Origin of the sequence: Corynebacterium sp. CTNIH16, assembly GCF_032821655.1 — a bacterium.
GTDB classification, from domain to species: Bacteria; Actinomycetota; Actinomycetes; order Mycobacteriales; family Mycobacteriaceae; genus Corynebacterium; species Corynebacterium marquesiae.
This window is the reverse complement of record NZ_JAVBIG010000005.1, coordinates 147,396-173,042: the sequence shown is the minus strand read 5'-3', so window position 1 is coordinate 173,042 and position 25,647 is coordinate 147,396. Positions and strand designations below refer to the sequence as shown.

General features: G+C 60.4%; 29 protein-coding genes. 16 read left to right on the top strand and 13 right to left on the bottom strand.

What is annotated here, in order from left to right; all coding sequences use genetic code 11:
• The first annotated feature begins 8 nt into the window (after positions 1-8).
• Positions 9-827 carry a DNA-formamidopyrimidine glycosylase family protein gene (locus RAE04_RS06705; RefSeq protein ID WP_317026837.1) on the top strand — a complete coding sequence of 273 codons (819 nt, stop codon included), beginning with the start codon at positions 9-11 and terminating at the stop codon, positions 825-827.
• 24 nt (positions 828-851) lie between these two features.
• On the top strand, positions 852-1,265 hold the full coding sequence (locus tag RAE04_RS06700) for a YccF domain-containing protein (protein ID WP_049377693.1): 414 nt from the start codon (positions 852-854) through the stop codon (positions 1,263-1,265).
• Positions 1,266-1,430: 165 nt separating this feature from the next.
• Here RAE04_RS06700 and pgi read toward each other — a convergent pair whose 3' ends face one another.
• From pgi to RAE04_RS06685, 3 genes are all read right to left on the bottom strand, one after another.
• On the bottom strand, positions 1,431-3,068 hold the full coding sequence (pgi, locus tag RAE04_RS06695; protein WP_317026836.1) for a glucose-6-phosphate isomerase: 1,638 nt from the start codon (positions 3,066-3,068) through the stop codon (positions 1,431-1,433).
• An 86-nt stretch (positions 3,069-3,154) separates the two neighbouring features.
• Positions 3,155-4,501, bottom strand: a complete 1,347-nt coding sequence (locus RAE04_RS06690; protein WP_284791881.1) for a Na+/H+ antiporter family protein — start codon at positions 4,499-4,501, stop codon at positions 3,155-3,157.
• 47 nt (positions 4,502-4,548) lie between these two features.
• The gene (locus RAE04_RS06685) at positions 4,549-4,872 is read right to left on the bottom strand and encodes a chorismate mutase (protein WP_023021988.1); all 324 of its coding nucleotides are present in this window, start codon (positions 4,870-4,872) and stop codon (positions 4,549-4,551) included.
• 97 nt (positions 4,873-4,969) lie between these two features.
• On the opposite strand from RAE04_RS06685, the gene pcrA reads away from it, so the two are divergent.
• Positions 4,970-7,483 carry a DNA helicase PcrA gene (pcrA, locus tag RAE04_RS06680; protein ID WP_317026835.1) on the top strand — a complete coding sequence of 838 codons (2,514 nt, stop codon included), beginning with the start codon at positions 4,970-4,972 and terminating at the stop codon, positions 7,481-7,483.
• Here the strand turns inward: pcrA and RAE04_RS06675 are convergent.
• Together RAE04_RS06675 and RAE04_RS06670 are read right to left on the bottom strand one after the other, a co-directional pair.
• Positions 7,480-8,238, bottom strand: a complete 759-nt coding sequence (locus RAE04_RS06675) for a M23 family metallopeptidase (protein WP_317026834.1) — start codon at positions 8,236-8,238, stop codon at positions 7,480-7,482. The genes pcrA and RAE04_RS06675 overlap by 4 nt on opposite strands.
• 632 nt (positions 8,239-8,870) lie before the next feature.
• Entirely contained in the window at positions 8,871-9,620 is a 750-nt protein-coding gene (locus RAE04_RS06670; protein ID WP_284786478.1) for a M23 family metallopeptidase, read from the bottom strand.
• A gap of 413 nt (positions 9,621-10,033) precedes the next feature.
• On the opposite strand from RAE04_RS06670, the gene RAE04_RS06665 reads away from it, so the two are divergent.
• From RAE04_RS06665 to RAE04_RS06640, 6 genes are read left to right on the top strand one after another with little or no spacing between them, the layout of a single operon-like run.
• Positions 10,034-11,704, top strand: a complete 1,671-nt coding sequence (locus RAE04_RS06665; RefSeq protein ID WP_284791877.1) for a DUF6350 family protein — start codon at positions 10,034-10,036, stop codon at positions 11,702-11,704.
• Positions 11,705-11,726: 22 nt separating this feature from the next.
• The gene (gene purN / locus RAE04_RS06660) at positions 11,727-12,335 is read left to right on the top strand and encodes a phosphoribosylglycinamide formyltransferase (RefSeq protein WP_193393071.1); all 609 of its coding nucleotides are present in this window, start codon (positions 11,727-11,729) and stop codon (positions 12,333-12,335) included.
• A 27-nt stretch (positions 12,336-12,362) separates the two neighbouring features.
• Positions 12,363-13,895 carry a bifunctional phosphoribosylaminoimidazolecarboxamide formyltransferase/IMP cyclohydrolase gene (gene purH, locus RAE04_RS06655; RefSeq protein WP_317026833.1) on the top strand — a complete coding sequence of 511 codons (1,533 nt, stop codon included), beginning with the start codon at positions 12,363-12,365 and terminating at the stop codon, positions 13,893-13,895.
• 15 nt (positions 13,896-13,910) lie between these two features.
• Positions 13,911-14,483 carry a hypothetical protein gene (locus RAE04_RS06650; RefSeq protein WP_317026832.1) on the top strand — a complete coding sequence of 191 codons (573 nt, stop codon included), beginning with the start codon at positions 13,911-13,913 and terminating at the stop codon, positions 14,481-14,483.
• Between the two features lie 36 nt (positions 14,484-14,519).
• A complete protein-coding gene (locus tag RAE04_RS06645) occupies positions 14,520-14,858 on the top strand; it encodes a hypothetical protein (RefSeq protein WP_317026831.1) in 339 nt (112 codons plus the stop codon).
• 24 nt (positions 14,859-14,882) lie between these two features.
• Positions 14,883-15,509 carry a hypothetical protein gene (locus RAE04_RS06640; protein ID WP_317026830.1) on the top strand — a complete coding sequence of 209 codons (627 nt, stop codon included), beginning with the start codon at positions 14,883-14,885 and terminating at the stop codon, positions 15,507-15,509.
• Between the two features lie 16 nt (positions 15,510-15,525).
• Here RAE04_RS06640 and RAE04_RS06635 read toward each other — a convergent pair whose 3' ends face one another.
• From RAE04_RS06635 to rpmB, 6 genes are all read right to left on the bottom strand, one after another.
• Complete coding sequence (locus RAE04_RS06635) at positions 15,526-16,242, bottom strand: TetR/AcrR family transcriptional regulator (protein ID WP_284786486.1); 717 nt, start codon at positions 16,240-16,242, stop codon at positions 15,526-15,528.
• Between the two features lie 101 nt (positions 16,243-16,343).
• Positions 16,344-17,123, bottom strand: coding sequence for a putative nucleotidyltransferase substrate binding domain-containing protein (locus tag RAE04_RS06630; protein ID WP_317026829.1), 780 nt, complete (start codon positions 17,121-17,123; stop codon positions 16,344-16,346).
• A gap of 241 nt (positions 17,124-17,364) precedes the next feature.
• The gene (gene rpsR, locus RAE04_RS06625) at positions 17,365-17,619 is read right to left on the bottom strand and encodes a 30S ribosomal protein S18 (RefSeq protein ID WP_005279904.1); all 255 of its coding nucleotides are present in this window, start codon (positions 17,617-17,619) and stop codon (positions 17,365-17,367) included.
• 15 nt (positions 17,620-17,634) lie between these two features.
• Positions 17,635-17,940 (bottom strand): 30S ribosomal protein S14, encoded by a 306-nt coding sequence (gene rpsN, locus RAE04_RS06620; protein ID WP_005279906.1) that lies wholly within the window; start codon positions 17,938-17,940, stop codon positions 17,635-17,637.
• Between the two features lie 3 nt (positions 17,941-17,943).
• Positions 17,944-18,108 carry a 50S ribosomal protein L33 gene (gene rpmG / locus RAE04_RS06615; RefSeq protein WP_005279910.1) on the bottom strand — a complete coding sequence of 55 codons (165 nt, stop codon included), beginning with the start codon at positions 18,106-18,108 and terminating at the stop codon, positions 17,944-17,946.
• A gap of 2 nt (positions 18,109-18,110) precedes the next feature.
• A complete protein-coding gene (gene rpmB, locus RAE04_RS06610; RefSeq protein WP_005279911.1) occupies positions 18,111-18,347 on the bottom strand; it encodes a 50S ribosomal protein L28 in 237 nt (78 codons plus the stop codon).
• 473 nt (positions 18,348-18,820) lie between these two features.
• Here rpmB and RAE04_RS06605 point away from each other — a divergent pair, with 473 nt between their 5' ends.
• The 7 genes from RAE04_RS06605 (at position 18,821) to RAE04_RS06575 (ending at position 24,203) form a co-directional block, all read left to right on the top strand.
• Positions 18,821-19,090 carry a type B 50S ribosomal protein L31 gene (locus RAE04_RS06605; RefSeq protein ID WP_005323793.1) on the top strand — a complete coding sequence of 90 codons (270 nt, stop codon included), beginning with the start codon at positions 18,821-18,823 and terminating at the stop codon, positions 19,088-19,090.
• Positions 19,091-19,105: 15 nt separating this feature from the next.
• Positions 19,106-19,279, top strand: a complete 174-nt coding sequence (gene rpmF / locus RAE04_RS06600; protein WP_005279913.1) for a 50S ribosomal protein L32 — start codon at positions 19,106-19,108, stop codon at positions 19,277-19,279.
• Positions 19,280-19,443: 164 nt separating this feature from the next.
• Entirely contained in the window at positions 19,444-20,142 is a 699-nt protein-coding gene (locus RAE04_RS06595) for a response regulator transcription factor (RefSeq protein WP_284786491.1), read from the top strand.
• Complete coding sequence (locus RAE04_RS06590) at positions 20,139-21,698, top strand: HAMP domain-containing sensor histidine kinase (protein ID WP_317026828.1); 1,560 nt, start codon at positions 20,139-20,141, stop codon at positions 21,696-21,698. The genes RAE04_RS06595 and RAE04_RS06590 overlap by 4 nt, the downstream gene beginning before the upstream one ends.
• Before the next feature lie 109 nt (positions 21,699-21,807).
• Complete coding sequence (locus tag RAE04_RS06585; RefSeq protein ID WP_317026827.1) at positions 21,808-23,274, top strand: S1C family serine protease; 1,467 nt, start codon at positions 21,808-21,810, stop codon at positions 23,272-23,274.
• Positions 23,275-23,359: 85 nt separating this feature from the next.
• Complete coding sequence (locus RAE04_RS06580) at positions 23,360-23,968, top strand: molybdenum cofactor biosynthesis protein B (RefSeq protein ID WP_225747299.1); 609 nt, start codon at positions 23,360-23,362, stop codon at positions 23,966-23,968.
• A 16-nt stretch (positions 23,969-23,984) separates the two neighbouring features.
• On the top strand, positions 23,985-24,203 hold the full coding sequence (locus RAE04_RS06575; RefSeq protein ID WP_080970467.1) for a hypothetical protein: 219 nt from the start codon (positions 23,985-23,987) through the stop codon (positions 24,201-24,203).
• A gap of 111 nt (positions 24,204-24,314) precedes the next feature.
• Here the strand turns inward: RAE04_RS06575 and mscL are convergent, their stop codons facing one another.
• Positions 24,315-24,806 carry a large conductance mechanosensitive channel protein MscL gene (gene mscL / locus RAE04_RS06570; RefSeq protein WP_284791889.1) on the bottom strand — a complete coding sequence of 164 codons (492 nt, stop codon included), beginning with the start codon at positions 24,804-24,806 and terminating at the stop codon, positions 24,315-24,317.
• Between the two features lie 111 nt (positions 24,807-24,917).
• On the bottom strand, positions 24,918-25,619 hold the full coding sequence (locus tag RAE04_RS06565; RefSeq protein ID WP_317026826.1) for an SAF domain-containing protein: 702 nt from the start codon (positions 25,617-25,619) through the stop codon (positions 24,918-24,920).
• Between the last annotated feature and the right edge of the window lie 28 nt (positions 25,620-25,647).

Here is a 25,647-nt window from a genome sequence, read left to right as displayed (position 1 = left end):
GAGGTGTTATGCCCGAAGGCGATTCCGTCCTGCAGCTATCCAACCGCCTGCAGTTCATGACCGGCCGCGAAGTCACCGGCTGCTCCGTGCGCGTGCCGCGCTATGCCACCGTGCACCTAGACGGCATGGTGTGCGAGCGCGTCTGGCCCTACGGCAAGCACCTGTTCATGCAATTCGACCAGACAATCGTGCACACCCACCTCAAGATGGAAGGCGCTTGGGCCATCCACTACGCAGGCGATCGCTGGCGCAAGCCCGGGCATACCGCCCGCATCGTGCTGCAGCTGGCCAACTCCCCGCGCGATATCGAGGTCGTTGGCCACCAGTTGGGCTTTGTGGATATCTATCCTGCTGACCACTACCACCAGCGCATCGCTCACCTCGGTCCGGATATTCTCGACCCCGACTGGGACCGCGAGGAGGCCCTGCGCCGGCTGAACTCTCGGCCGCAGCGAGCCATCGGAGCGGCGCTGCTAGACCAGAAGGTCGTCGCGGGGATCGGCAATGAATACCGTGCCGAGGCGTGTTTCTTGGCCGGCGTGCACCCGGCCACACCGGTGGCCGAGGTAGATACCGACCGCATCCTCGATATCTCTCGGCGCATCATGTGGGCCAACCGCGCCTCCCCGGTGCGCGTAACCACGGGGGTGCGCCGCGCCGGGGAGACCACTTATGTCTTCGGCCGCAATCGCAAGCGCTGTCGTCGCTGCGGCACGTTCATCACCAAGGGCGCGCTCGGCGGGGTGGACCGCGGAGGTGATGAAGGTGAACTCGAGCGCATCATCTGGTGGTGCCCGCATTGCCAGCCTTTTCACCCCGCGCAGTAAGACGACCGCGCTAGTGTGGGGGACATGCGTACCTTTCTTAACATCATTTGGTTCATCACCGGCGGGTTCCTCCTAGCCTTGGCCTACTTCATCTTTGGCATCATCGCCTGCATCTTCATCGTCACCATCCCCGCGGGCGTCGCATCGTTCCGCATGGCTAATTTCGCCCTGTGGCCATTTGGCCGCTCGGTGGTGCAGCCGGTAAAGGGCAGCGGCTCCATGTCCACCTTTTCCAACGTCGTCTGGTTCGTGGTCGCCGGCCTGTGGCTGGCCATTGGCCACGTCACCACCGCGGCGGCACAGGTAGTGACCATCGTGGGCATCCCAGCCGCGCTGGCCAACCTGAAGATGATCCCGGTGACCTGCTTCCCGTTCGGCCGCAAGATTGTGGACTCTGATCACATCCCATTCGGCTGGGAGCCGATGGTCAAGCTCTAAACCGCATTCCGCTGACAAAACAAGCACGTTCTGCCTAATGTTCCTTTGATTTGGGGCAGAACGTGCTTGTTTTACATCGCCGTGGGGCAAGCGAGGCCATAAAGCAGCCGCGTTATCCGCCTCGCCGAGTAGGTGAGAGGGGATAACGCGGCTCAAAGTGTGCCTTTAGCGGTTGGAGCGGTACCAACCGATGAGCTCATCGGTGGACTGGTCGCCGGAGTCGGCAGCCTCAGCGCCGGAGACTGCCGGTGCTAGGTCATTGGCCTGCTGCTTGCCCAGCTCCACGCCCCACTGGTCGAAGGAGTTGATATCCCAGATAACGCCCTGGGTAAACACGATGTGCTCGTAGAGTGCGATGAGCGCGCCGAGGGTTTGCGGGGTGAGCTCCTCAGCCAGGATGGTGGTGGTCGGGCGGTTGCCCGGCATCACCTTATGGGGCACGACTGCCTCGTCAACACCCTCGGCCGCGATTTCCTCTGCGGTCTTGCCAAAGGCCAGCACCTTGGTCTGCGCAAAGAAGTTGCCCATGAGCAGATCATGCATGGACCCGGAGCCATCGGCGGTGGGGAAGTCCTGCTTCGGGCGGGCAAACCCGATGAAGTCCGCCGGGATGAGGCGGGTGCCTTGGTGCATGAGTTGGAAGAAGGCGTGCTGGCCATTGGTGCCCGGCTCGCCCCAGTAGATTTCCCCGGTGGATGGGGCGGTAACCGCGGTGCCGTCGCGGCGCACGGACTTGCCATTGGATTCCATGGTCAGCTGCTGCAGGTAGGCAGGGAAGCGGCCGAGGTCCTGGGAATAGGGGAGCACGGCGTGGGTCTGGGCGCCGAAGAAATTGGTGTACCAGACACCCAAGAGGCCCATGAGTGCCGGGACATTTTCTTCCAGTGGGGTGGTGCGGAAGTGCTCGTCCATGGCGTGGAAGCCCTCGAGGAAGCGCATGAAGTCCATCGGGCCAATGGTGCACATGAGGGACAGACCGATGGCGCAATCCACGGAGTAGCGGCCGCCGACCCAATTCCAGAACGGGAACATGTTCTCGGTATCGATGCCGAACTCGGCTACCTTCTCCGCATTGGTGGACACGGCGACGAAGTGCTTGGCCACGGCGGATTCGTCACCATTGAATTGCTCGATGAGCCAGCGGCGTGCAGCGTGCGCATTGGTTAGCGTCTCCTGGGTGGTAAAGGTCTTGGAGGCGATGATGAATAGGGTAGATTCTGCGTCCAGACCATCGAGCGTGGCGGCCATATCGGCCGGGTCAACGTTGGAGACGAATTCGGCGGAGATGCCGGCGACCTCATAGGAGCGCAGTGCCTTGGCCGCCATCGCTGGTCCGAGGTCAGAGCCTCCGATGCCGATATTGACTACCTTTTTGATGGTGTGGCCGGTATGCCCGAGCCACGAGCCGGAGCGCAGCGCGGTGGCGAAATCGCGCATGCGGCCTAAGACCTCGTGGACATCGGCGGCGACGTCCTGGCCGTCAACGCTCAAGTCATCTTCGGCAGGGATGCGCAGTGCGGTGTGCAGCACGGCGCGGTCCTCGGTGTTATTGATGTGTTCGCCGGCGAACATGGCGTCGCGGCGGGCCTCAAGGTCAGCGGCCTTGGCTACCTCAACCAGCTGCTTGACGATGTCCCCGTCGATCAGGTTCTTCGACAGATCGACGTGCAGCCCGGCGGCGTCGAAGGTGAAGTTGCGGGCGCGGTCTGCATCGGCGGCAAAAAGTTCGCGGAGGTTGAGGTCCTTCTTCTCCTCATAAACCTTCGCGAGCTCGCTCCACTGGGCAGATGCGGTGATATCCATGGTGGTAGGCCTTTCTGGCAACTAGCGCATTGGCAACATGTACCCCTCCCACCGTAGTCCAGAAAGCACTACCGCGTCGGGCCGTCTTAGAGGATGAGCGCGCCTGCCCAGCCGGCAATAAGCAGCGGAATATTGAAGTGAATGAAGGTGGGAATGACCGAGTCGCGGATGTGGTCGTGCTGGCCATCCGCGCCCAAGCCTGCGGTAGGGCCGAGGGTGGAATCGGAGGCGGGAGAGCCGGCGTCGCCAAGCGCGCCCGCGGTGCCAATAAGCGCAACGGTGGCCGCAGGGCTAAAGCCCAACGACATGCACAGCGGCACATAGATAACGGAGATGATGGGCAAGGTGGAAAAGGACGAGCCGATGCCCATGGTGACCACCAGGCCCACCACCAGCATCGCGCCGGCGGAAAGGACCTTATTGGTGCCAAAGAGGTTGGCGGTGGCATCCACCAGCGGGCCGACCTCATTGGTCGCCGTCATCACCGAGGCAAACCCCTGGGCGGTGATCATGATGAATCCGATAAGAGCCATCATCTTCATGCCATTGGTAAAGACATCGTCCGCGTGCTTCCAATCCACCGCGCCGGTAAGCAGCAAAATGCCCAAGCCGGTCAGCGCGCCGACCATGAGGCCATCGGATTCGAAGTCGAGCGCCTGCATGACAATCTGCACCGCAAAGGTGGCAATGATGGCCACGACGGAAACCCACACCTTATAGGCAGAGGGGGTCTCTTGGTGCTCCTCAGCCGCGATGGGCAGGTTTTCATAGTCGCGCGGTTTGCGGTAGCTAATGAAAATGGCGATGAGTAGGCCGGCGAGCATGCCGAGCGCCGGTACGCCCATAACCTGCATGATATTGATATCGGAGGTATCAAGCCCCGCCTGCTGGATATTAAAGAGCAGGATGTCATTTAGGTAGATGGAGCCAAAGCCCACCGGAATGAACATGTAGGTGGTGATAAGGCCGAAGGTCAGGCAGGTAGTAATTAGCCGACGGTCCAGGCGCAGCTTATTCATCACTGTAAGTAGCGGCGGGATGATGAGCGGAATGAAGGCGATGTGGACCGGGATGAGGTTCTGGCTCATCACGGACATGGCGATGAGCCCGAGGATGAGCATCCACTTGGTGGCCAGGGCGGTCTTGGGGTCTGCTTCGCCGCTGCCGCCGAGCTTGCGGATGAGGAAATTAGCCAGGACCTGTGGCAGCCCGGCCGAGGCTACGCCCATGGCAAAAGCGCCCAAGAGGGCATAGCTTAGGGCAATCTTGGCGCCGCCGCCCAAGCCGTCTTGGAAGGCGACCATGGTGGCATCGAGGCCCATGCCCGACAGGAGCCCGCCGACGATGGCTCCTAGGAAGAGCGCTACCACCACATGCACGCGCAGGAGGGCGAGCACGAGCATGACTATGACGGCGACGAGAACTGCATTCATGCTAATTCAGGGTACTGCATAGTATCGGCTGGGTCGTAATTATTCGGTTAACCCAGGCGGCCGCGGCCCATCCGCAGTAGCGCCGAGGCGATGGTGGGGCCTTCTTCCCCAAGTTCATCGCGGAACTGATTCAAAATGGCGATCTCGCGCGTGTGAACTAGGCGGGTGCCGCCGGAGCTCATGCGGGTGCGGCCAATAGCCTGAGAGACTTCCGTGCGGCGCTTGGCGGCATCCAAGATGATGCGGTCCATGCGGTTGATTTCTTCGCGATACTGCTGGATCTCCGCATCAGATAGGGGATCATCCGTACCCGAAGGCGTGCGGATGTCCAGGCCGTTATCGACGATGTCCTTGTTATCTTCTGCGGTCATAAGACCATATTGTGCCACCCGCTCGCGCAAAAGGAAATAGCAGCTCGCACGGCAGATACGGGGCGTGTCCGGTGGGGCTAGTAGGTTGGAAGGCACTATGAACGAAAACTCTCCTTTTAGCCCTTCCCCGTCCACCGGCGGCGCACCCACACCAAGCCCCTTTGGCGGCTTCGGCACACCGCGCGCAGCGAGCCCGGAATCCGAATCCCCCGATGCCTTGACCGAGGGCCTCAACCCACAGCAGCTTGAGGCCGTTACCCACACGGGCAGCCCGCTGCTCATCGTGGCCGGCGCTGGTTCTGGCAAGACTGCCGTGCTTACACGCCGCATTGCCTATCTCATGCGCCATCGCGGGGTAAATCCGTGGGAGATCCTCGCCATTACCTTTACTAATAAGGCCGCCGCGGAAATGAAGGAGCGCGTGGGCGGGCTGGTCGGCCCCGTGGCCGAGCGCATGTGGGTGTCTACCTTCCACTCCATTTGCGTGCGCATCTTGCGCCAAAATGCGCAGCTGGTGCCGGGGCTTAATACCAATTTCACCATTTATGATGGCGATGATGCCCGCCGGCTTTTGTCCATGATTGCTAAGGACATGCAGCTGGATCTAAAGAAGTACACCCCGCGGGTCCTGGCCAATCAGATTTCTAATCACAAAAATGAGCTCATCGGTCCCGAATCCGCATTGGAAAAGGCGCAGCAGACCAAGAACCCATTTGAAACCACCGTGGCCCAGGTCTATGCCGAATACCAGCGCCGCCTGCGCGCGGCCAATGCTGTGGACTTTGATGATCTCATCGGTGAGGTGGTGCGTATTTTCACCCAGCACCAGCAGGTGGTGGAGTTCTATCGTCGGCGCTTTAAGCACGTGCTAATTGACGAGTACCAGGACACCAACCACGCCCAATACGCCCTAGTTGCCGCGCTCGTGGGCAGGGGAGAGCTCGGCGCCGATGCCCCCGAGTTGTGCGTAGTGGGCGATTCCGATCAGTCCATTTATGCCTTCCGCGGGGCCACCATCCGCAATATTCAGGAATTCGAGCGCGACTACCCCCAGGCGCACACGATCTTGCTGGAACAGAATTATCGCTCTACACAGACCATTCTCAACGCGGCCAATGCCGTGATCGCCAAGAATGAGAATCGCCGCGAGAAGAACCTGTGGACCGCCCACGGTGAGGGCGAGCAGATCGTAGGCTATGTTGCCGATAATGAGCACGATGAGGCGCGGTTTATCGCCTCTGAAATCGACTCCTTGGCGGATAAGGGCCGCAGCTATTCCGATATCGCGGTCATGTACCGCACCAATAACGCCTCCCGTGCGCTGGAAGATATCTTCATTCGCTCCGGAATTCCGTACAAGGTGGTGGGTGGCACGCGCTTTTATGAGCGGCGCGAAATCCGCGACATGGTGGCCTACCTGCGCATCTTGGATAATCCGGACGATACGGTAAGTCTGCGCCGCATCATCAACGTGCCCAAGCGCGCCATTGGTGACAAGGCGCAGGGACATATTGCCCTCCATGCGGAAAACCACGGCATTAGCTTTGGCAAGGCGCTTGCCGATGTCCCCCGAGGCGACGTCCCTGGCCTTGGCACTCGGGCTATTAACGCAGTCACCAAATTCAACGACATGATGGAGGGCATCCGCAATCGGATCCCGTCCATGCGCGATGAGGTTACCGGCCAACCGGATTTGGGCGAGCTGCTTTCCGCCATTTTGGATGCCACGGGATACAAGTCGGAATTGGAAAATTCGAATGACCCGCAGGACGGAGCGCGCCTAGATAACCTCAACGAGTTGGTATCGGTGGCGCGCGAATTCACCTCGGAGGCGGCCAACCAGCTTGCCGCATCCGGTGCGGATGCAGTGGACCCCTCCGAGCTAGTAGAGGAAGGCGAAGCTGCGCCCGGTTCGCTGCAGGCATTCTTGGAAAAGGTGTCGCTGGTGGCCGATGCTGACCAGATCCCAGATTCCGAGACTGGTGTGGTCACCATGATGACTCTGCACACCGCCAAGGGCCTTGAGTTCCCCGTAGTCTTTTTGACCGGCTGGGAGGATGGCCAATTCCCGCATATGCGCTCACTGGGTGACCCGAAGGAACTAAGCGAGGAGCGCCGTCTCGCCTATGTGGGCATTACTCGTGCCCGTGAACAGTTGTATCTCACCCGTGCCATATTGCGTTCGGCGTGGGGCAATCCGGTGACTAATCCCGCCAGCCGCTTCCTCGGCGAGGTCCCAGAAGACCTCATCAACTGGCGGCGCGAAGACTCCGATAGTTCCTTAACCGGCGCGTGGGGCGAGGACGATTACCAATATGGTCGTTCCTACGGCCGCGACGGGTCTGGGTGGGGCAGAGGCGGGTCCCGCGGTGGCCAGCGCGCTGCGTCTTCCCCATCGCAACGCACTAGCAAGTCGGCGGCGACCTCGATGCCTAAGAACAATAACCTCAACCTTGCCGTGGGTGACCGTGTCAATCACGCCAAATACGGGCTCGGTACCGTCATCGAAACGTCCGGCTCCGGTAAGCGTGCCACGGTCACCGTGGACTTTGGTTCTTCCGGTAAGGTCCGGCTGATGCTCATCGGCGGGGTGCCGATGGAAAAACTCTAGACCGTAATGCCGCGCTCGTTGAACCAGGAGACTGGGTCAACGGGTGCTCCTCCACCTGGGTGAATCTCAAAGTGGAGGTGCGGGCCAGTGGAGTGGCCCTCGTTGCCAATGCCGGCGATTTCTTGACCCGCGGTCACGCGCTCGCCCACATTTACCTTGAGCTGGTCTGCCGGCATGTGACCGTAGACGGAGATGGTGCCGTCATCGTGCTGGATGCGGATCCAATTGCCAAAGCCCTGTGCCGGGCCGGAGTTGATGACGGTGCCGTCCATGACCGCCAGAATCGGGGTGCCCACCGGGTTAGCTACGTCGATGCCGTTGTGCATCGTGCCCCAGCGCTGGCCGAAGCCAGAAGTAAGCGTGCCGGAGGTAGGAAAGACCACAGTATTGCCCGCGGAGTCCTTGCCGCGCTTCGTGGTGAGTCCGGAGTGATTTCCCTGTGGAGCGAATGCTTCCTTCAATCCCGGTACAGAACCAGGATCCAAGACGATATTTACTCCGCCGGATTCGTTTCCATCTACCTGCGGGGTAGCGTCGCCGTTGAGAACCCCTACGGTAGTAGTGGCCAAGCCAACGAGGGCGTCGACCACTCCGGCGTTATCTACATTGGTAGCGGTGGGCTCGGAGGAGCCGTCTGATACGTCCACGCTAGCCACTGGCTCTGCAGCAAAAGCGGTGGTGCCGGTAGCAAGTACGGTGCCAAGCGTAACGATGCTCAGCGCCACGTTCTTGCGTGCGCGGTTCATGCGCTTCATAGTTAAAGTCCTTTTCATGGCTGTGCATGGTCTCGGGACGCTTGTGCCCTAGTGAGGGCGGCGTCTTGCAACTGCCAACCGCGACACGCCGAAAGCTGAAATGCTTGCGTTCGAAATCGCTCGTGGCAACGAGTTAAAAGTTAGCCCGCCCGAACGGCCCGCGCAATCTTAAAAAACGCTGGTAGAGGCGGAAATAATTCGAAATTATTCGAACATGCCAGCTTGTTGCGCGTGTTACCAATGTGGTTGGAGTGGCGTCTGTAAAGTATTGGTTTAGGGTCTGGGGGTGGACCTTGGGGGTGGGTGTGCCGCTCTGGAAATAGCGTGTTGCGTTCAAGCCCAGTGATTAGCGTAAATGTGTATTTACCTGCGACAAGGCTGCGTACTGGACTTGGCTGTGCGGCGCAATTTGTGTCTAGGGCTCGGTGGTGGAGCGCTTGTCTTGACGGGGCTTGCCTTTTGTTGGAGGCGCAATGGGAAGGCTGGGAGGCATTTGAGTCGTCTCGGGGAAGGTTGGCTGCAGCCTCGGTGGTCGGGGGCCGGCGCTGGTGTCTTTAGGGCAATTGTAGACATGAAAAAGCGCCGCAGGAAAGCCACTGCGGCGCTTAACAAGAAGGTGTTGGCTGGGGGTCTTAGAGGTCGATACCTCGCTCAGCCAGCCAAGGCTGCGGATCGATTGCCTCGCCACCGTTCGGGTGAACTTCGAAGTGGAGGTGGGAGCCGGTGGAAAAGCCCATCGAGCCCATGCCGGCGATCTTCTGGCCGGCATGCACGTGCTCGCCAACGGCCACGTCAAGGGTCTGCATGTGGCCGTAGACGGTCATGGTGCCGTCGTCGTGCATGATGCGGATCCACTGGCCAAAGCCGGAAGCTGGACCGGAGTCGATGACCGTACCATCCATGACGGCAAGGATTGGGGTGCCGGGAGAGTTGGCGATGTCGACGCCCTTGTGGAAGGTGCCCCAGCGCATAGCGAATGGAGATGTGAATGCACCCTCGGCCGGGCGAGCTACGGACGGAGCGCGAGCAGCCTCGTCGGCAGCGGCGCGCTCTTCAGAGGCCTGAATGGCCTTGTTGAGTTGATCGGTCAGATCAGTAACTGGCTTAGCCTCAGCAACGTTGAGGATCTGCGGGGTGGTATCAACCGGAGCCGCAGCAGCATCCTCAACTTGGGTGGAGTCAGAGGCGAGCTCGAAGTCAACGGACTGCGTCTTGGTGGTGGCTGCGTCATCGGACTGGATGTTTGCGGCGGCTGCGCCACCAACGCCGGCGGTGGAAACTGCACCTGCCGCAACCGTCATTACGGCAATGCGGCCCTTCGCGGTCTGCGAGGTGACAATCTTGCGATGGCGGCCGGCGCCACGCTGAACTTTGCTTCGCATTAGGTCTTCTTTCGTCATTTTCACAATCTGCGCAGAACGGGTGTTACGTCCCCGCCGAGTTAGTTACGAGATTGTGACCTTCTTGTTACCAACGAGATGTAACAGTAGCGTCTCGAAAAGATAACAGCAACCCAAATTAAGAAACTTTCAGGCCCCTCTCGGGGAAATTGTCCACGAGCAGGCAACATGTGGCACCCAGAATAATGTTAGTGCGATAAAGATCCCACGCGAGCTCCGCGTGCGTCACTCAAAACTAGCGGCCTTTGCCTTCAGTAGTATTACAGCCAGAGTTAAGGGTGTGAAACCAGGGTAGATTTTATACTCCTTATATATTTGTATAGCCCAGGTACAGGGGTTGCCGCCGGTGATTTTGCGAGCCCCTCGTCGCGCCACCCCGATTTCACTTCCGGAAGGTGGCAAAGTGGACGCCGATGAACAAAAACACCAGCCCCCAATCTCGGTCAACGCCCCGCCCGCGTAGCCAGGCGCGGGGCCGTACGGTGCGCGCGGAGCGCACCCCACGCGCGCCTCACCCCAGTGGGTCACGCCAGTCCTCTGGATCGGCGCAGCGCGTCGCTCGCAAGGCCGGCTCCAAGGCCAAGGCGCGCCGTACCCCCGCGCCGTTGACCAAAGCCGGGCGCATTCGCCGCATGCTCGTTACGGCGGCAGTGCCCAACGTGGTTATTGCCCTTATCATTATGGCCATCGCGCTTGGCGGTCTCATGCTCACCGGCTCTCCCATGGCGTGGTGGTACACCATCGTGGCGGAGGCCTGGATGGTCTTTAACCTCGCCCCGGTCTCTGCGGCTGATGTGCATATTTCCTTCCTGCCCGCCTTGCCAGCGCTTATCCTCGCCGCGGTGGTGGCGGTTCGGGTACGCAGCGCGATAAAACACAAGGTCAGCGTCAAGGACTTGCTTACTCTTTTGGCCTGCGTGCTTGGCGTGCCGGTGGTATTTACCATCATCGCGTGGCTGATGCTGTGGGATGCGGGCAAGGTCTATGACGTCTCCCCGCCAAACCTGGCGCAGGCGTTGTTGCGCGTTATTGTTCTGCACCTGGCTGCCATGGCGGCCGGCATGGGGTGGCGCTTGTGGCGGGCGTTGGCCAAGCGTTATGGAGTGCCGCGCCCGCTTGTCGACGCCACCCAGATCGCCCTTCGCTATCTCGCTTACCTGGCCATTGGCGCAGCCGCAGTCTTCGCGGTGGTATTCCTGGTCAATGTCTCCCGCCAGGGCGAGATGATGAATGACTATCCTACGATCTCCGGCTTAGGCATTGCCGGACTCGTGCTGCTGAGCGTGCTCTACATTCCCAATGCCATCGTGAGCACTGCGGCGGTATTGGTGGGCTCGGAGTTCTCCGTAGGCGAAGGATCGGTGAGCCTCTTTAGCGCCCACCTTGTGCCTCTGCCGCCGCTGCCCATTACCGGCGGCATTCCAGCATCCGCGCCCAGCTGGGCGGTGGCGCTATTGATCGTCCCCCTCGGGGCCGCACTCTACTCGTTGTATAAGAAGCGCCCGAGCTTTCAGGACGTACTAGTAGCTACGGTGGCCTCCGCAGTAATCATGCTGGTTGCTTGCTACCTCGTCAGCGGTGTTCTTGGCTACTACGGCGCGACCGGCCCGCAGCTGTGGACTGCCGCAGGCCTCACCGCCCTGTGGCTGGCCGTCGTTGGCTGCGCCGTTGCCGCTGGCTTCGCCTTCGTGGCCTGGCGTGCGGCCCGCACGGCACCTGGTGCGTCCCCCGCCGATGAATATGCCGACGAACCCGCTGCCGTTGCCGACGAGGCTCCCACCGAACCGGAGCGAGACCCCATCACCGATCCGGAAATTGTTGACGCCGAGGTAGTCGAGGACGAGCCCGAAGATACTGCACCTGACGCGGCCGCGGAGGAACCGGAAGAAGAGCAGAAAGAAGAGGGCGCTCCAGCCGAAGAAGCAGCGGAGCGGCCGGAGGAGGCTAAGGAGGGCGATGAAAGGGGCGTCGCCAAGCCGCTGAGCCAACAGCTCAAGGACCAAATGGGGGAGAGTGAGCAGGACTCCTCGAGCGAAGATTCCCCCGAGGAGGGGGAGAGGGGCTAGGCTATAGCGCGTGACTTCACCGATGCCTCCGCGCTATACCGCTGACCCTGAACGCCTCCGAGTGGTGGTGCTCGTTTCTGGAACGGGTTCCCTGCTGCAAGCCATCATGGATGCCCAGGCCGGGCACTACCAGGTAGTGAAGGTGGTGGCGGATAAGGAATGCCACGGTATTTCGCGCGCACAGGACCACGGGATTGATACCGAGGTCGTGGCGCTGGGTGCGGATCGCGCCGAATGGAATCAACGTCTGGTTGACGCAGTAGATGCTGCGCAGCCAGACGTTGTTGTTTCTGCGGGCTTTATGAAGATCCTGGGCCAGGAATTCCTGGACCGCTTCGAAGGCCGCACCATCAATACCCACCCGGCGCTACTGCCTGCCTTCAAGGGAGCGCACGCGGTGCGCGACGCCCTAGATTACGGCGTGAAGATCACTGGCTCTACCGTCCACTTTGTGGACGCGGGCGTGGATACCGGCTCCATCATCGCGCAGCGCCCCGTTGCCATCAATGCGGACGATGACGAGTCCACCCTCCACGAGCGCATTAAACAAGTAGAGCGCGACCTCATCGTGGAGGTGCTGCGTGCAGCTAACGTCCACGACGAGAAACTAACTATTCAACTCGCAGACTAAGACTTTTCGAAAGGCTTAATCCTCCTCATGAGCGAAGACCGCAAGCAGGTAAAGCGCGCCCTTATCAGCGTGTACGACAAGACCGGGCTGGAGGATCTAGCCCGCGCCCTCGATAAGGCAGGCGTAGAAATCGTCTCCACCGGCTCCACCGCGAAGAAGATCGCGGACCTAGGCATCGAGGTTACTCCGGTAGAAAAGCTCACCGGCTTCCCGGAGTGCTTGGAAGGTCGCGTTAAGACGCTGCACCCGCGCGTGCACGCCGGCATCCTGGCCGATACCCGCAAGGAAGATCACCTCAACCAGCTCTCCGAGCTCGAGGTAGAGCCTTTCCAGCTCGTCGTGGTCAACCTGTATCCCTTCCGCGAGACCGTGGCCTCGGGCGCGGACTTTGATGGCTGCGTGGAACAGATTGATATCGGCGGCCCGTCCATGGTGCGCGCAGCCGCCAAGAACCACCCGTCTGTCGCCGTTGTGGTAGACCCTTCCCGCTACGGTGAAGCCGTGGAAGCCGTCACCAACGGTGGCTTTACCCTGGAGCAGCGCCGTGGCCTTGCCCGCGATGCTTTCCTGCACACCGCGGATTATGATGCGGCCGTCTCCGCCTGGTTCGTGGACCAGCTCAGCGAGGAGGGGCAAACCACCCCGCTGCGCTACGGCGAGAACTCTCACCAGGCGGCCACCGTTACCCGCATCGGTTCCAAGGGCCTTGCCAATGCCACTCAGTTCAATGGCAAGGAGATGAGCTACAACAACTACCAGGATGCGGATGCCGCTTGGCGCGCCGCGTGGGACCACGAGCGCCCCTGCGTTGCGATTATCAAGCACACCAACCCATGCGGCATTGCCGTGTCCGAGGAGTCCATCGCCGCTGCCCACCGCGCGGCGCACGCGTGCGACCCAATGTCCGCCTTCGGTGGCGTGGTTGCCGTCAACCGCGAGGTCACCGTAGAGATGGCCGAGCAGGTCAAGGAGATCTTCACCGAGGTCATCGTTGCTCCTTCCTATGAGGACGGCGCCATCGAAGTCCTCAAGGCCAAGAAGAATCTGCGCGTGCTACAGGCAGAGCACGAAGACCAGCACGAGGAGCGCAAGTACATCTCTGGCGGCGTGCTCACCCAAGAGCCAGATACCTACCAGGCCGAGGGCGATAACCCGGCTAACTGGACCCTGGCCGCGGGCGAGGCCCTCAACGAGACCGACTTGGCTGAGCTCGAGTTCGCATGGCGCGCCGTGCGTGCGGTGAAGTCCAATGCCATCTTGCTGGCCAAGGACAATGCCACCGTGGGCGTGGGCATGGGCCAGGTCAACCGCGTTGACTCCGCCAAACTCGCCGTCGAGCGCGCCAATACCCTAGCCGATGGTGCCAACCGCACTGAGGGCTCCTTCGCTGCTTCCGATGCCTTCTTCCCGTTCGCCGATGGTTTGCAGGTGCTTCTCGACGCCGGCGTTAAGGCCGTTGTCCAGCCCGGCGGCTCCATCCGCGACGAAGAAGTCATCGCGGCAGCGAAGGAAGCCGGCGTTACTTTGTACCTGACCGGCACCCGCCACTTCGCGCACTAGCCTAAGCTCAATGCCATGACATTCCCTATCCGCCGGGCCTGGGGCCCGGCAGCCGCCCTTATCGCCTGCGCGCTCACCCTGAGCGCCTGCGGCGATGAGGATGCGGCAGATAATTCCCCTACTTTCGTCAACACCGAAGCACGTGGCACGGCAGATCCCCTCTACGGAAAAGAGACCACGTCCGCAGCGCCCGCGGTCTCATCAGCACCACCGGCTGCCTCGTCTGCGCCTTCCTCCTCTACGGAGCCACCGGCCGCGGCCCCTTCCGGTGATGTCCAAGCCGTGCTTGACCGCATCGTGGCCGAACACGGCGATGTGGGCATCGCCGTCTCCGATGGCACGACCGCCATTGAAGCCGGGCGCACCGCTCCCGAGGCCGCGTGGTCAACCTCCAAGGTGCCGGTGCTGATCGCGGCGAATCGCACGGGTGCGGCCGATGGCCAGCTAGTGTCCTCTGCAATCACCTACTCCGATAACGAGGCCGCCAAGGCGGCGTGGGCGGCACTAGGGGAGGGGGCCGCCGCCGCGCAGGCCACACAAAGCGTCATCGCGGAGGGGGGCGATACCGCCACCCAAGTCCAATCCTAGGTCACCCGGCCGGAATTTACGGCTTTTGGCCAAACCATGTGGGGCGTAGCCAACCAAGCAAAGTTCATGGCCGGGGTGCGCTGCGTTGAAGGCGCCCAGCCGATTATCGACGCCATGGGTGTCGCCGATCCCGCCCAAGCCTACGGCCTGCGCACCCTGCCGGGCGCCTTGATGAAGGGCGGCTGGGGCCCGAGCCCCGCCGGCGCCTACGACGTGCGGCAGATGGGCATCGTGCAGCTTGACGGGCACGACGTCGCCGTGGCACTGATTGCATCCTCCCCTGATGGTCAGTACGCCTCCGCGCAATCGGTGCTTACCTCCATGGCCGAAGCCCTAGCGCAGACCGAAACCCAGTGGCCCAGCCCTGCCTGTTAAGGCTGTCAGTAGAAAGGAAAACTCATGACTTCTCGCTTAAGCCTCCGCCCGCTTATTGCCGCAGGCTTCGTCCCGCTCGTGGCCGCCAGCCTCGCGCTGAGTGGTTGCAGTAACTCCACGGATGAATCCGCTCCCAGCTTCAAAGGTGAGGGCAGTGGAATGACTACGGTCAATAACTCCGACAAAGAAGAGGAGACCGCCGAGGAAACTACGGCCGCGCAAGAGACCGTAACCAAGGAATCCCCTGAGGAATCGCCGGTAGTCACGGTCACGCAGACGGAGAAGCAGGAGGCCCCGTCTTCCACCGGTGGGGGTCAGAAAACTGGTGTGGGAAACTACATTTCTAATTTCAATGAGTACGGATGGCTCGATGGCGGCTACGCCAACTGTCAGCGCTTTGAGCGTGCCTTGTTCGCTGGGGCTGGTCCCGACGGCAGGGTCATCATTTGTGAAACGGGTGGTGGCGTCAAGTTCTATCGCTCGTCGATGTTTGATGGTCAGTTTCAAACAAGCGACGTTACCCAAGACGGCAATAACTACTACGTCAATGCTGATCCGTCGATCATCGTGGTGACGCCGAGTGGCGTGAGCGTGCGCGAGGGCGGCGGATTGGCCGCCACGGGCGAGTTCACGGAGTCGTGGCAGCGCTAACGAGAGGAACGACGGGCTAGCGCGACTTCTTCTTGCGGTCGGCCGCTGCGGCGGCGGCCGCAGAGATGGAGTCGTTGCGGTTCTTCAGCAGCTCCAAGGTAGTTTCTTCGGCATTGTCGGGGACGGAGGCGTCGAGGACGGCCAAGGCGGCGTCGGCAAGCATGGCGGCAGTCTCCGGAACCGACTGGGAAGCGTCAAACGGAGGGGTGCCGTTATTGGGGCGCATCTCAATAACGGACAGCGCAATGTGGAAGGGAAGCTCCACGCGGGGGTCATCCTCGCCCACAATGGCGGCGGCGGTGGAGCGGAAATGATTCTGCAGGCGGTCGCGCGACTCGTGATACTCGGAGAACTCCGAAGAATTAGCCACCGGCAGCTGATACAGGCGGCCCACGTTCCAGCCACTGGTAAGCAGCAGACGCGATTCTGCGGCAACCAAAGACCACAGGCGCTGAGCCGGGTCGGCGTCGGTGCCCGCCAATTCATCGGCCAATTCCAGGGAGGGCTCAATGGTGGAATTGAGCAGCGTCAGGAAAATCTCCGTCTTGGACGGGAAGTGGTAGTACAGCGACGCCTGACGGATGCCTACCGCGTCTGCAATCTGGTGCGTGGACGTGGTTGCAAAACCCTGGGTAGTGAAAAGCTCGGAGGAGGCGTCCAAGATCTCCTCACGGGCGCTATTGCCTCTGCGCCGCGGGCTGTGTTTACGCGGCCTACCGACATTGCCTGCCATGCGGTGGGACGCCTCCTTTCACAAAGGGAAATCGCTTTTAATAGTCAACTGTACAATCTTATGCCCGATGAGGTGCAGCTTCCGAATCCGCACCGTAGAGACTATTTATATTCTTCTGCCCGCCGGGAAATGGATTCAAACGCAGCCGAGACAATGCGGCACGCCGAACCATAAGCGGTGCGATCCAGCGGCGGAAGATCGCGCAGCGTGGCCGGCCGATCGCTAACGCCCTCATACCAACGGCGCAACTCTAACGCATAACCGGTGCGCCACGCTAGGTCCAAAGACTCTGCGTCCGCGGCTGTAAGCAGATCGCGTTCCACGCCAATCGCCAGGCGGTCAACGGTCGGGCGCGGTCCAGGTGCCGCCCAGCGTGCGATAGCTGCAATGGGGGAGAGCAGCGTGGCCTTAATATCGACCGCTGCATCGCGGTCCGGCAGGCCATCGACCATCTTTAGGGCAGGCGGGCGCTGGCCCAAGGCTTCTTCTAGCAGTGCTTGTTCCCCGCCGCTTCCAAGGGACAGGCCGGCGTCGACGCGCGCGGCGATGGAATCGGTGGCTGCGTGAGCTTGGAGACCGACATCGGCGAAGACCTCTTGCAGATCGGCATCGTCGCCCATCCACACCACGGGCATGGAGGGCAGCTGGTCGCCACGGGCGGCCGCGCCGCTAAGACGGACTGGGGAGTTGACCCCCGGGGAGCGAACAATATCCGTAATCAGCCGGGAATACCAGTTGGCTAATTCAATCTCATTGTCCTGGTGGGCGACCGCGTTGCGCAAGATATCTTGGGCCTCTGCGAGCAGTCCGCGGGCCGTAGCGCGGGACTGGCAGTGCGGGGCGAGCTCGGAAAGATCGAGTAGGGATTGGTGCAGGGCCATTGCTCACTGCCTTTCACTAGTGCGGGGCCGGTGCTTCCCCGCCGGCTGCGGGGTGCACGAATGTTTTCAATCTAACACTTCGGTTCTGTGATCCGGGCATGTGGGCCGCGCAGAAGGGATAGGAGGGCTAAAACGACTTTCGCCGCCTGCCCTCGGGGAGGGAGGCGGCGAAAGCTTATGGTTCTTTTACCGTGTCACACTTGCCAGCGGCAAAAGTGCGCTGTTGATACCCAGCTACTGTTTAGCGGGTGGTGAACGGCAGGAGAGCCATTTCGCGTGCGTTCTTGACTGCGGTAGCAACCTGACGCTGCTGCTGCGGGGTCAAACCGGTGACGCGACGGGAACGGATCTTGTGACGATCCGAGATGAACAGACGCAGAGTCTTGGTGTCCTTGTAGTCCACCTTCTCGATGCCCTCAGCCTTCAAAGGGTTCTTCTTTGGGCGACGGCTCTGCTCCATACGGAACTTCTTTTGGTTATTGCGCTTATTAGCCATTGTGCAATTACCCCTTTACCAGCTGGACTTACGAACGCCCGGCAGCTCACCACGGTGAGCCATGCCGCGCATACGGACACGGGACAGGCCGAACTTGCGGAGGTAACCGCGTGGGCGGCCATCGGCAGCGTCACGGTTACGTACGCGGGCTGGGGAAGCGTCACGAGGCTGGCGGTTCAGCTCGAACTGAGCCTCCAGGCGCTCCTCATCCGGGGTGTTCGGGTTCTTGATGATCTTCTTGAGCTCAGCGCGACGCTCCGCATAGCGGGCGACGATTTCCTTGCGCTGCTCGTTCTTAGCGATCTTGGACTTCTTAGCCATTGATTATCGCTCCTCGCGGAATTCGACGTGCTTGCGGGCAATCGGATCGAACTTCTTCAAGGTGATGCGATCCGGGTTGTTGCGCTTGTTCTTACGGGTCACGTAGGTGTAACCGGTGCCCGCAGTGGACTTAAGCTTGATGATTGGGCGGATATCGTTACGTGCCATACTTAAATCTTCTCCCCACGTGCGCGAATCTTAGCCACAACGGACTCGATGCCATCGCGGTCGATGATCTTCATGCCCTTCGTGGAAACGTTCAGGGTGATGGTACGGCCCTCAGAGGGCAGGTAGTAGCGACGACGCTGCACGTTGGGGTTCCAACGGCGCGAAGTGCGGCGGTGCGAGTGCGAGACCTGCTTGCCGAATTCCGGCTTGCGGCCCGTTACCTGGCAAATAGCCGACATGGGTCTTCTTTCTCCTAGCCGCCCACATCATGGCTATAGACAATGAAGCGCCGACTGCCGTGTGAGGGTGGCAGTGCTCAAAAGTGAGGTGTGAGCGGGTGCGGCGCCATCGTCAAACACCAGTAGACGGGGCGTAAAACGTATATTTTGACAACAGCAAGGGAAAATCTTACAGCCTCGGGCGCGAATTACCTAATCGCTGCCTCGCTGCGGCACCTTGGCCGTTTGCCGTGCTGGGGTGGTGTTTGCCTGTGGGGTGCCGCCAGGCGTGATGCAAGAAACGTGAGTGAAATGAGTGGTCGCCGCTGGTTGGGGATTTCGTATATGGGTTAGTTGGCTGTAGGATAATTCAGGTTGTTGACCCGTGCCACGCGGCGCGCGGTTAACAGAGTGAAATTTGTACGTCCCAACTCGGGCACGATCCTCACCAAGCGTGTGGAACCGACCCGTAGTCCAACCCTGAGGGAATATATATGAAGAAAGATATTCACCCGGATTACCACCCGGTAGTCTTCCGTGATGCTGGTACCGGTCACTCCTTTTTGACCAAGTCCACCGCTTCCTCCGACCGCACCGTTGAGTGGGAAGACGGCAACGAGTACCCACTGATCGTCGTTGACGTTACCGCTGAGTCCCACCCGTTCTGGACTGGTGCACAGCGCGTTATGGATACCGCCGGCCGCGTCGAGCGCTTCAACCAGCGCTTCGGTGGCATGGCACGCCGCAAGAAGAAGAACGCGTAAGGAGGAGAGTAGAAAATGGCAACTCCTAAGTTTAAGAAGTCCCGTGCGAACACCCACGCACGCCGTTCCCAGTGGAAGGCTGACAATGTAGCCCTCCAGGAAGTCACCATCGATGGCCAGACCGTCCGCATCCCGCGCCGCCTGGTTAAGGCTGCCAAGCTGGGCCTGGTTGACGTAGAGCAGTTCTAAGCTCGCTCTTTAATCTCCCCGTCCGCTCTCTTTAGAGGGCTGGGCGGGGATTTTTAGCTTTAGAAGCCTCCTATAAGCATGTTTTAACTGTATTTGGGGGGCTATGGGGGTAAATATTTCCCTTAACTTCATGAAGTTGACTGTCATCAGTAATAATTAGGACTATGAAAATCCTTGTGGTGGATGATGAACAAGCCGTCCGCGAATCGCTACGCCGTTCCCTACGCTTTAACGGCTACGAAGTGCTGACCGCTAACGACGGCTTGGAAGCCGTGGAGACGGTGCGCGCTGAGAATCCCGAATTGGTGATTCTGGACGTCATGATGCCCAACATGGATGGACTAGAAGTATGCCGTACCCTGCGCAGTGAGGGTTGGGATCGTCCAATCCTCGTTCTGACCGCGCGCGATGGCGTCTCGGATCGCGTGGCTGGCCTCGATGCCGGAGCGGATGATTACCTGCCAAAGCCGTTCGCATTGGAAGAGCTCTTGGCCCGCGTGCGCTCCTTGGTACGGCGTGCCGCTGCAGATTCCATCGCCGCTGAAGCTCCGGTGGAAAGCAAGCTTAGCTTCGAGGACCTTGAACTTGATGCCGATACCCGCGAAGTAAGCCGCGGTGGCCGGGCCATTTCCTTGACGCGTACCGAGTTTGCGCTGCTGCAATTGCTGATGGAAAATCCCCGCAAGGTTCTCTCGCGCAGCAAGATCCTGGAAGAAGTATGGGGATACGATTTCCCTACCTCCGGCAATGCTCTCGAGGTCTATATCGGCTACCTGCGTAAGAAGACGGAGGGCGAGAGCGATGCTCGCCTCATCCACACCGTCCGTGGTGTGGGCTATGTTTTGAGGGAGTCTAATTCGTGATTTTAAGGAAGCCCGCTTCCCCTGCGGTGGCTTCCGGGAAGGTACAGTCCACCCCTCTTACCGAGTTCTCTGATCGTCAGGGGAGTTGGGCTTCACGGACGCCACTGCGGTGGCGCCTTGCTACTGTTACCGGCCTTGTGGTGGCCGTAGCCGTTGCCTTGATGACGCTGGCAACGTATTGGGTAGTTTCTATGTCCCTTACTGCCTCCGTCGATGAGCGCTTGGAGGCCAAGGCCGATGTCTTGTTGCGGCAAAGCCAAGACCCGCGGTTCATGGATAACGTGGACCAGGAAATCAAGGATTTTAAGGCCTATAACCCTGGCACCCGTGTAGCCCTATCACCGCCCTCCATGAGCTTTTCCTACGGCGACACCATTCCTGTGGGCGGGGACTTCCACCGGACGGAGGATTACACGGAAACTTCCGTGCGTACCGTCGGCGGCGAGCGGGTGTTGGCCAAGCGTCATGATCTCGGCTCTACCGTGGTCGTCGCTCAGTCTCTCGCACCTACGCAAGGGCTCATAGCCATCTTGGGCACGGTGCTTCTGATTATCGTTGGCCTTGGCATCTTGCTCGCCATTTTTGCCGGCCTCATCGTGTCCAAAACCGGTATGCAACCCATCGCCCGGCTGAAGCGAGCGGTGGATTACGTGACGCAGACCAACGACCTGCGTCCTATTGAGGTCTCCAATAACGACGAGATGGCGCAGTTGACCACCTCCTTTAACCAGATGCTGGAGGCACTGCAGGAATCCCGTTCGCAGCAGGCTCAGTTCGTAGCCGATGCTGGACATGAGTTGAAGACCCCGCTGACCTCTATGCGTACCAATATTGAGCTTTTGATGATGCTCAATCGCGCCGGTGGTGGCTTTGGCATGAGCGATGAGGACCGCAAAGACCTCGAAGATGACGTGATGTCCCAGATGAATGAGCTCTCCACCTTGATTGGGGACCTCGTTGATTTGGCGCGCGAGGACGGCAATGAGCGCGAACCGGAACCGGTTGACCTTTGTGAAGTCATGATGGCTTCGCTGGAGCGTGCGCGCCGCCGCCGTCCCGATGTGGAGTTCTTGGTGCGCTTTATCCCGTGGGAGCTGGACGGCGACCCCTTCGCATTGGGCCGTGCAACGCTTAACCTCATGGACAATGCGGCTAAGTGGTCGCCGGCAACTGGCACGGTGCGCGTATCCATGGAGCAGCTATCCTCCCACGAGGTGCGCCTGCGCTTTGATGACTCTGGGCCTGGCATTGCACCGGAGGAGCGGGAGAAGGTCTTTGAACGCTTCTACCGTTCGGCAGAAGCGCGTTCCATGCCGGGCTCGGGCTTGGGCTTGGCCATTGTGAAATCGGTAATTGAACGCCACGATGGCACGATCAAGATCCGCGAGTCTAATGATGGTGGCACCCGCATGGAAGTCATTTTGCCGGGTAAGCCTGCGCCGGGTGAGATTTTCGTGGACGGTTTGGCAGACCCGCATGAGGGGCTGCCGGGTGATAAGGAAGACCCGAGCGACCGGGGTGAAATCTTTGCGCAGCGTTGGTTTAATCAGGGCTAGCGTACAAGCGTTTATACTGGTGAGGTAATACAGCATCCTTCCAGGAATTCCTAGTAGGTTGGCAGATCAATATCAGTCTTGACCAAGCGAAGTGAGGCATAGTTTTCTCATGAACATGAGGAATGACGATTACCGCGGCTTTGATGGAAACTCCCCAGAGGGAGAATCCCAGGAAGGTCCGGGTAGGGCCGAGCCGGTTCAGGGTGGTCCGAACTTTGGGGAGACCGGACAGCCGGGCGCGGGTGCCGGAAATGCTGGCCCCTACAGCGATGACACTGGTCCTTATAGTGGTGCTGGTGCGCAGGCGTATGAGACCGGTTCCTATTCGCAGGGCTGGAATCAGCCGCGCGGCGGTGCTGAAGGCGATGACCCGCGAACGCTAGGTTCGCTGGGGCCCTATCCGAATGCCCCACAGACCCAAAGCTTTAGTGGTCAGGGGCAGGAAGGGCCGATGGTCACCCCGCTGCCTCCGCAGCCGGAGCAAAAGAAGAAAATCGGCTTGGGCGCCGCCACCGCACTGGCGGCCGTCGCTGCCATCGCCGCAGGCTCGATTGCCGGCGCTGTGGTCGGCATGAGTTCTGGGGGAGGCAATAACGATACCTCCGTGGTCAATGAAGCCCTCAAGGCTGAGCCGGCAAACAATAGCACCGGTAAGGAACCGGAACAGGGTTCTGTGGAAGAAGTAGCCTCCAAGGTTTTGCCGGCGGTGGTTTCTATCCAGACGATGACTCGTGCTGGTGGGGCTGAAGGCTCCGGTTCTGTCATCTCCCCAGATGGTTATGTACTGACCAACCACCACGTGGTTGCCGGTGCTGAACACGGTGGCATGATGCAAGTGACCATGAATGACGGCAGCAAGCATGAAGCTAACGTGGTGGCCTCGGATGCGAATACGGACGTGGCCATCGTGAAGATCAAGGACGTCAAGGACTTGCCCTTCTTGCAGTTCGGCGACTCCGATTCCGTTGCTGTAGGCCAGGAGGTGGTGGCCGTGGGGTCTCCTTTGGGGTTGAATGCTACCGTGACCTCGGGCATCGTATCTGCGAAGAACCGTCCCGTGCGCGCATCCCAGGATGGTGGCGAGTCCTCATTGATTGACGCCATTCAGACCGATGCCGCAGTAAACCCTGGCAACTCGGGCGGCCCCCTGGTGGATCGAGACGGCAATATCGTGGGCATGAACTCCATGATTGCTTCGCTGTCTAATAGTTCCTCCGGCGAGGGCGGCTCCATTGGCTTGGGCTTTGCAATCCCATCCAATTTTGCCAAGCGCATGGCAGATGAGCTCATTAATGACGGCAAAGTTTCCCACCCGACCCTTGGCGTGAAGGTGCTAGCGCGCGACGACGGCAATGGTGCCCGCATCGCCGGGGTGGAGCCGGGTGGCCCAGCAGATAAGGCGGGCCTAAAGGATGGCGACATTGTTACCCGCGTCAACGATCGTCTGATCGAAAACGCCGATGCGCTCATCGCGGCGGCGCGATCGCAAGACTTTGGCGCGACGGTGACCTTGGAGGTTACCCGCGAAGACTCGGATGAATCTCGTCAGGTAGAGGTAACCCTCTCAGGCGAGTAAATTACTGTGCAAGACCTCATTAGGTGCTAAATGCGCCGTACCTCACCCCGCCACAAGGCCTCAATGCCTTAACTTAAGGAGAAAAATGCCAGATTCGCAGCACGATGTGACCGACTCCGCGCAGCCCGACGGCGCGACCAGGCGCGATTCCTTGATGGATGTTGCCGAACCCGATGATGCCTTCCTGCTGGCAAGCGAGCAGGAGGATAGCCTTGCTGCCCCGCGCCGTGGGCTTATTGTGATTGTCACTGACCATCCTGGTGAGCAATCCGATAGCACTTCGCAGTTGGTAAGTGAGTTGCTGGCGGAGGCCAATTTCCGTGTTGATGGCGCCATCGTGGTCCGTTCCAAGAAATCCAAGATCCGCCAGGCCATTGAGACCGCCGTGGTCGGTGGCGTGGACGTGGTCCTCACCGTGGGCGGTACCGGTGTAGGCCCGCGCGATAAGACTCCGGAGGCTACCCGGTCTGTCATCGACAAGATGGTTCCGGGCGTGGCACAGGCGCTGCGTTCTTCTGGCCAAGCCTGCGGCGCGGTGGATGCCTGCACGTCCCGCGGCCTATCTGGTGTTTCGGGTTCTACCGTAGTGGTCAACCTTGCCTCCTCGCGAGCTGCCGTCCGCGATGGCATGGCTACCTTGGCGCCCCTGGTACACCACCTCATTGACCAGCTGCAGCAATCTAGCGTCCAGTAACCGCAGGGAATTTTCTATGACGTCGCGGAGAAATCGCCGGCGAGTATTTCGCCAATCTGCTGCTGCCGACTATGACCGTAGTGCTGATAAACCCGGCGCACCCGCTGCCCACGGTGCCGATGAAGAGAGAATCGTTACCGTCGATGACGGGGATTCGGCGGCGGCAGAGGGGGAGTCCGGCCAGCGCGATGAACAGTTCTACCGAGAGAATCAGCCCCCACACTACGGCGGCTAGTGCCTAAAACAGGATGCAGGTCTGCAGCCACAGAGGTATCCAAAAAGCCCGCGGTTTCGCTTCCGGAGAAATGAAACCGCGGGCTCTGCGTTGTATATGCAGCGCAGGGTACTAGGCCTGGTGGCGGCCGCCGCCGGTAGAACCGTAATCGGCGTCGGCAGCGCCGGGGGCGGAACCGTCAATGCCGGTACCCGGGATGTCCTTATCGGAGACATTCTGGGCCTCGAGCAGGTCGCGGATTTCCGCGAGCAGTTCCTCGGAGGTTGGTGCCGGAGCCTCAGGGTCTACACCGTGGCGGCGCTTAGCGGCCTCGGTGAGCTTGTTCAGCGGCATGACGATGAGGAAGTAGACCACTGCGGCGATGATGAGGAAGTTAATCGCTGCGGTGATTACAGCGCCGAAGTCCACGAGGGTGTTCTTGTTGTCGGTGATCTGGAAGCCTAGGCCGTCCACCTCAGCAGACCCAAGGGAATTGATGATCGGCTGGATGATGGAGTCAGTAACGGCGGTGACGATCGCGGTGAAGGCGGAGCCGATGATGACTGCGGTGGCAAGTTCGATGACGTTGCCGCGCATAATGAAGTCTTTAAAACCCTTGAGCATGGTGATATGCACGAACCTTTCTGGGAATAACTAAAGTTTGGTGTGAACCATGGGCATCGTGAAACCTTAATGTAGGCGGTATCCAACCACAACTGTTGTGGCTGAAAAGGCCTAGCGCTGTTGCGGGTGAGCGCGATCACCAACTATGACCACCGTGAGCGGCTGGCTTAATGACGCCGCGGCAACATCATTGGCATGGTCATGGGGCAGCGCGAGCAAAACCGTAGAGGAAGAGGCCTCGCCTTCGGCGCTAGAGGTCGACACCACGCGCCCGCCGGTGGCGATAACGCGCGCGGTGGGCGTTGTGGGCGCCTCGCCTTCTCCAGCAGGGGAGGGCGCGGCATCGACGGCGGTCACCACGTCCACGGTATCGCCATGGTGTAGGTGGGGGATGATGTCTGGCTCGGCGAGCTTGACCGGGATCATCCGCGCAGCCGCGGCTTCCGATCCGCCGACCAAGCTGGAGACGAGGTCTTCTCCCAAAAGACGCGCATCGGTAATCACCTCGCCCCTGCCGGCTGCGGCGGTAATCACGCGACCAGTAAGTTCTTCTGGATTTGCCGCTACCGCGGAATCGGGGATGGAAGAAGAAGGAAGGCGGGCCAAGTCGACGTCGGCAAGCGCCAGCTCCGCCCCCGCAGGCAGGTCGCGGCTAAAGACGGGAACGCGCGGCAGTTCCTTAGCCGCAGACAAGGCCGAAGCCAGCGCGGCAATAAGAAGGGCCACCGCAATGGCGCGGCGCACTACAACGCCGCGGCGGTGGCCAGGGGTACGAAGGGTGGAAACGAGGCGGGGTATACGCGAAGTGGGCATACTCTTTTAGACTGCCCGAAACCGCGCA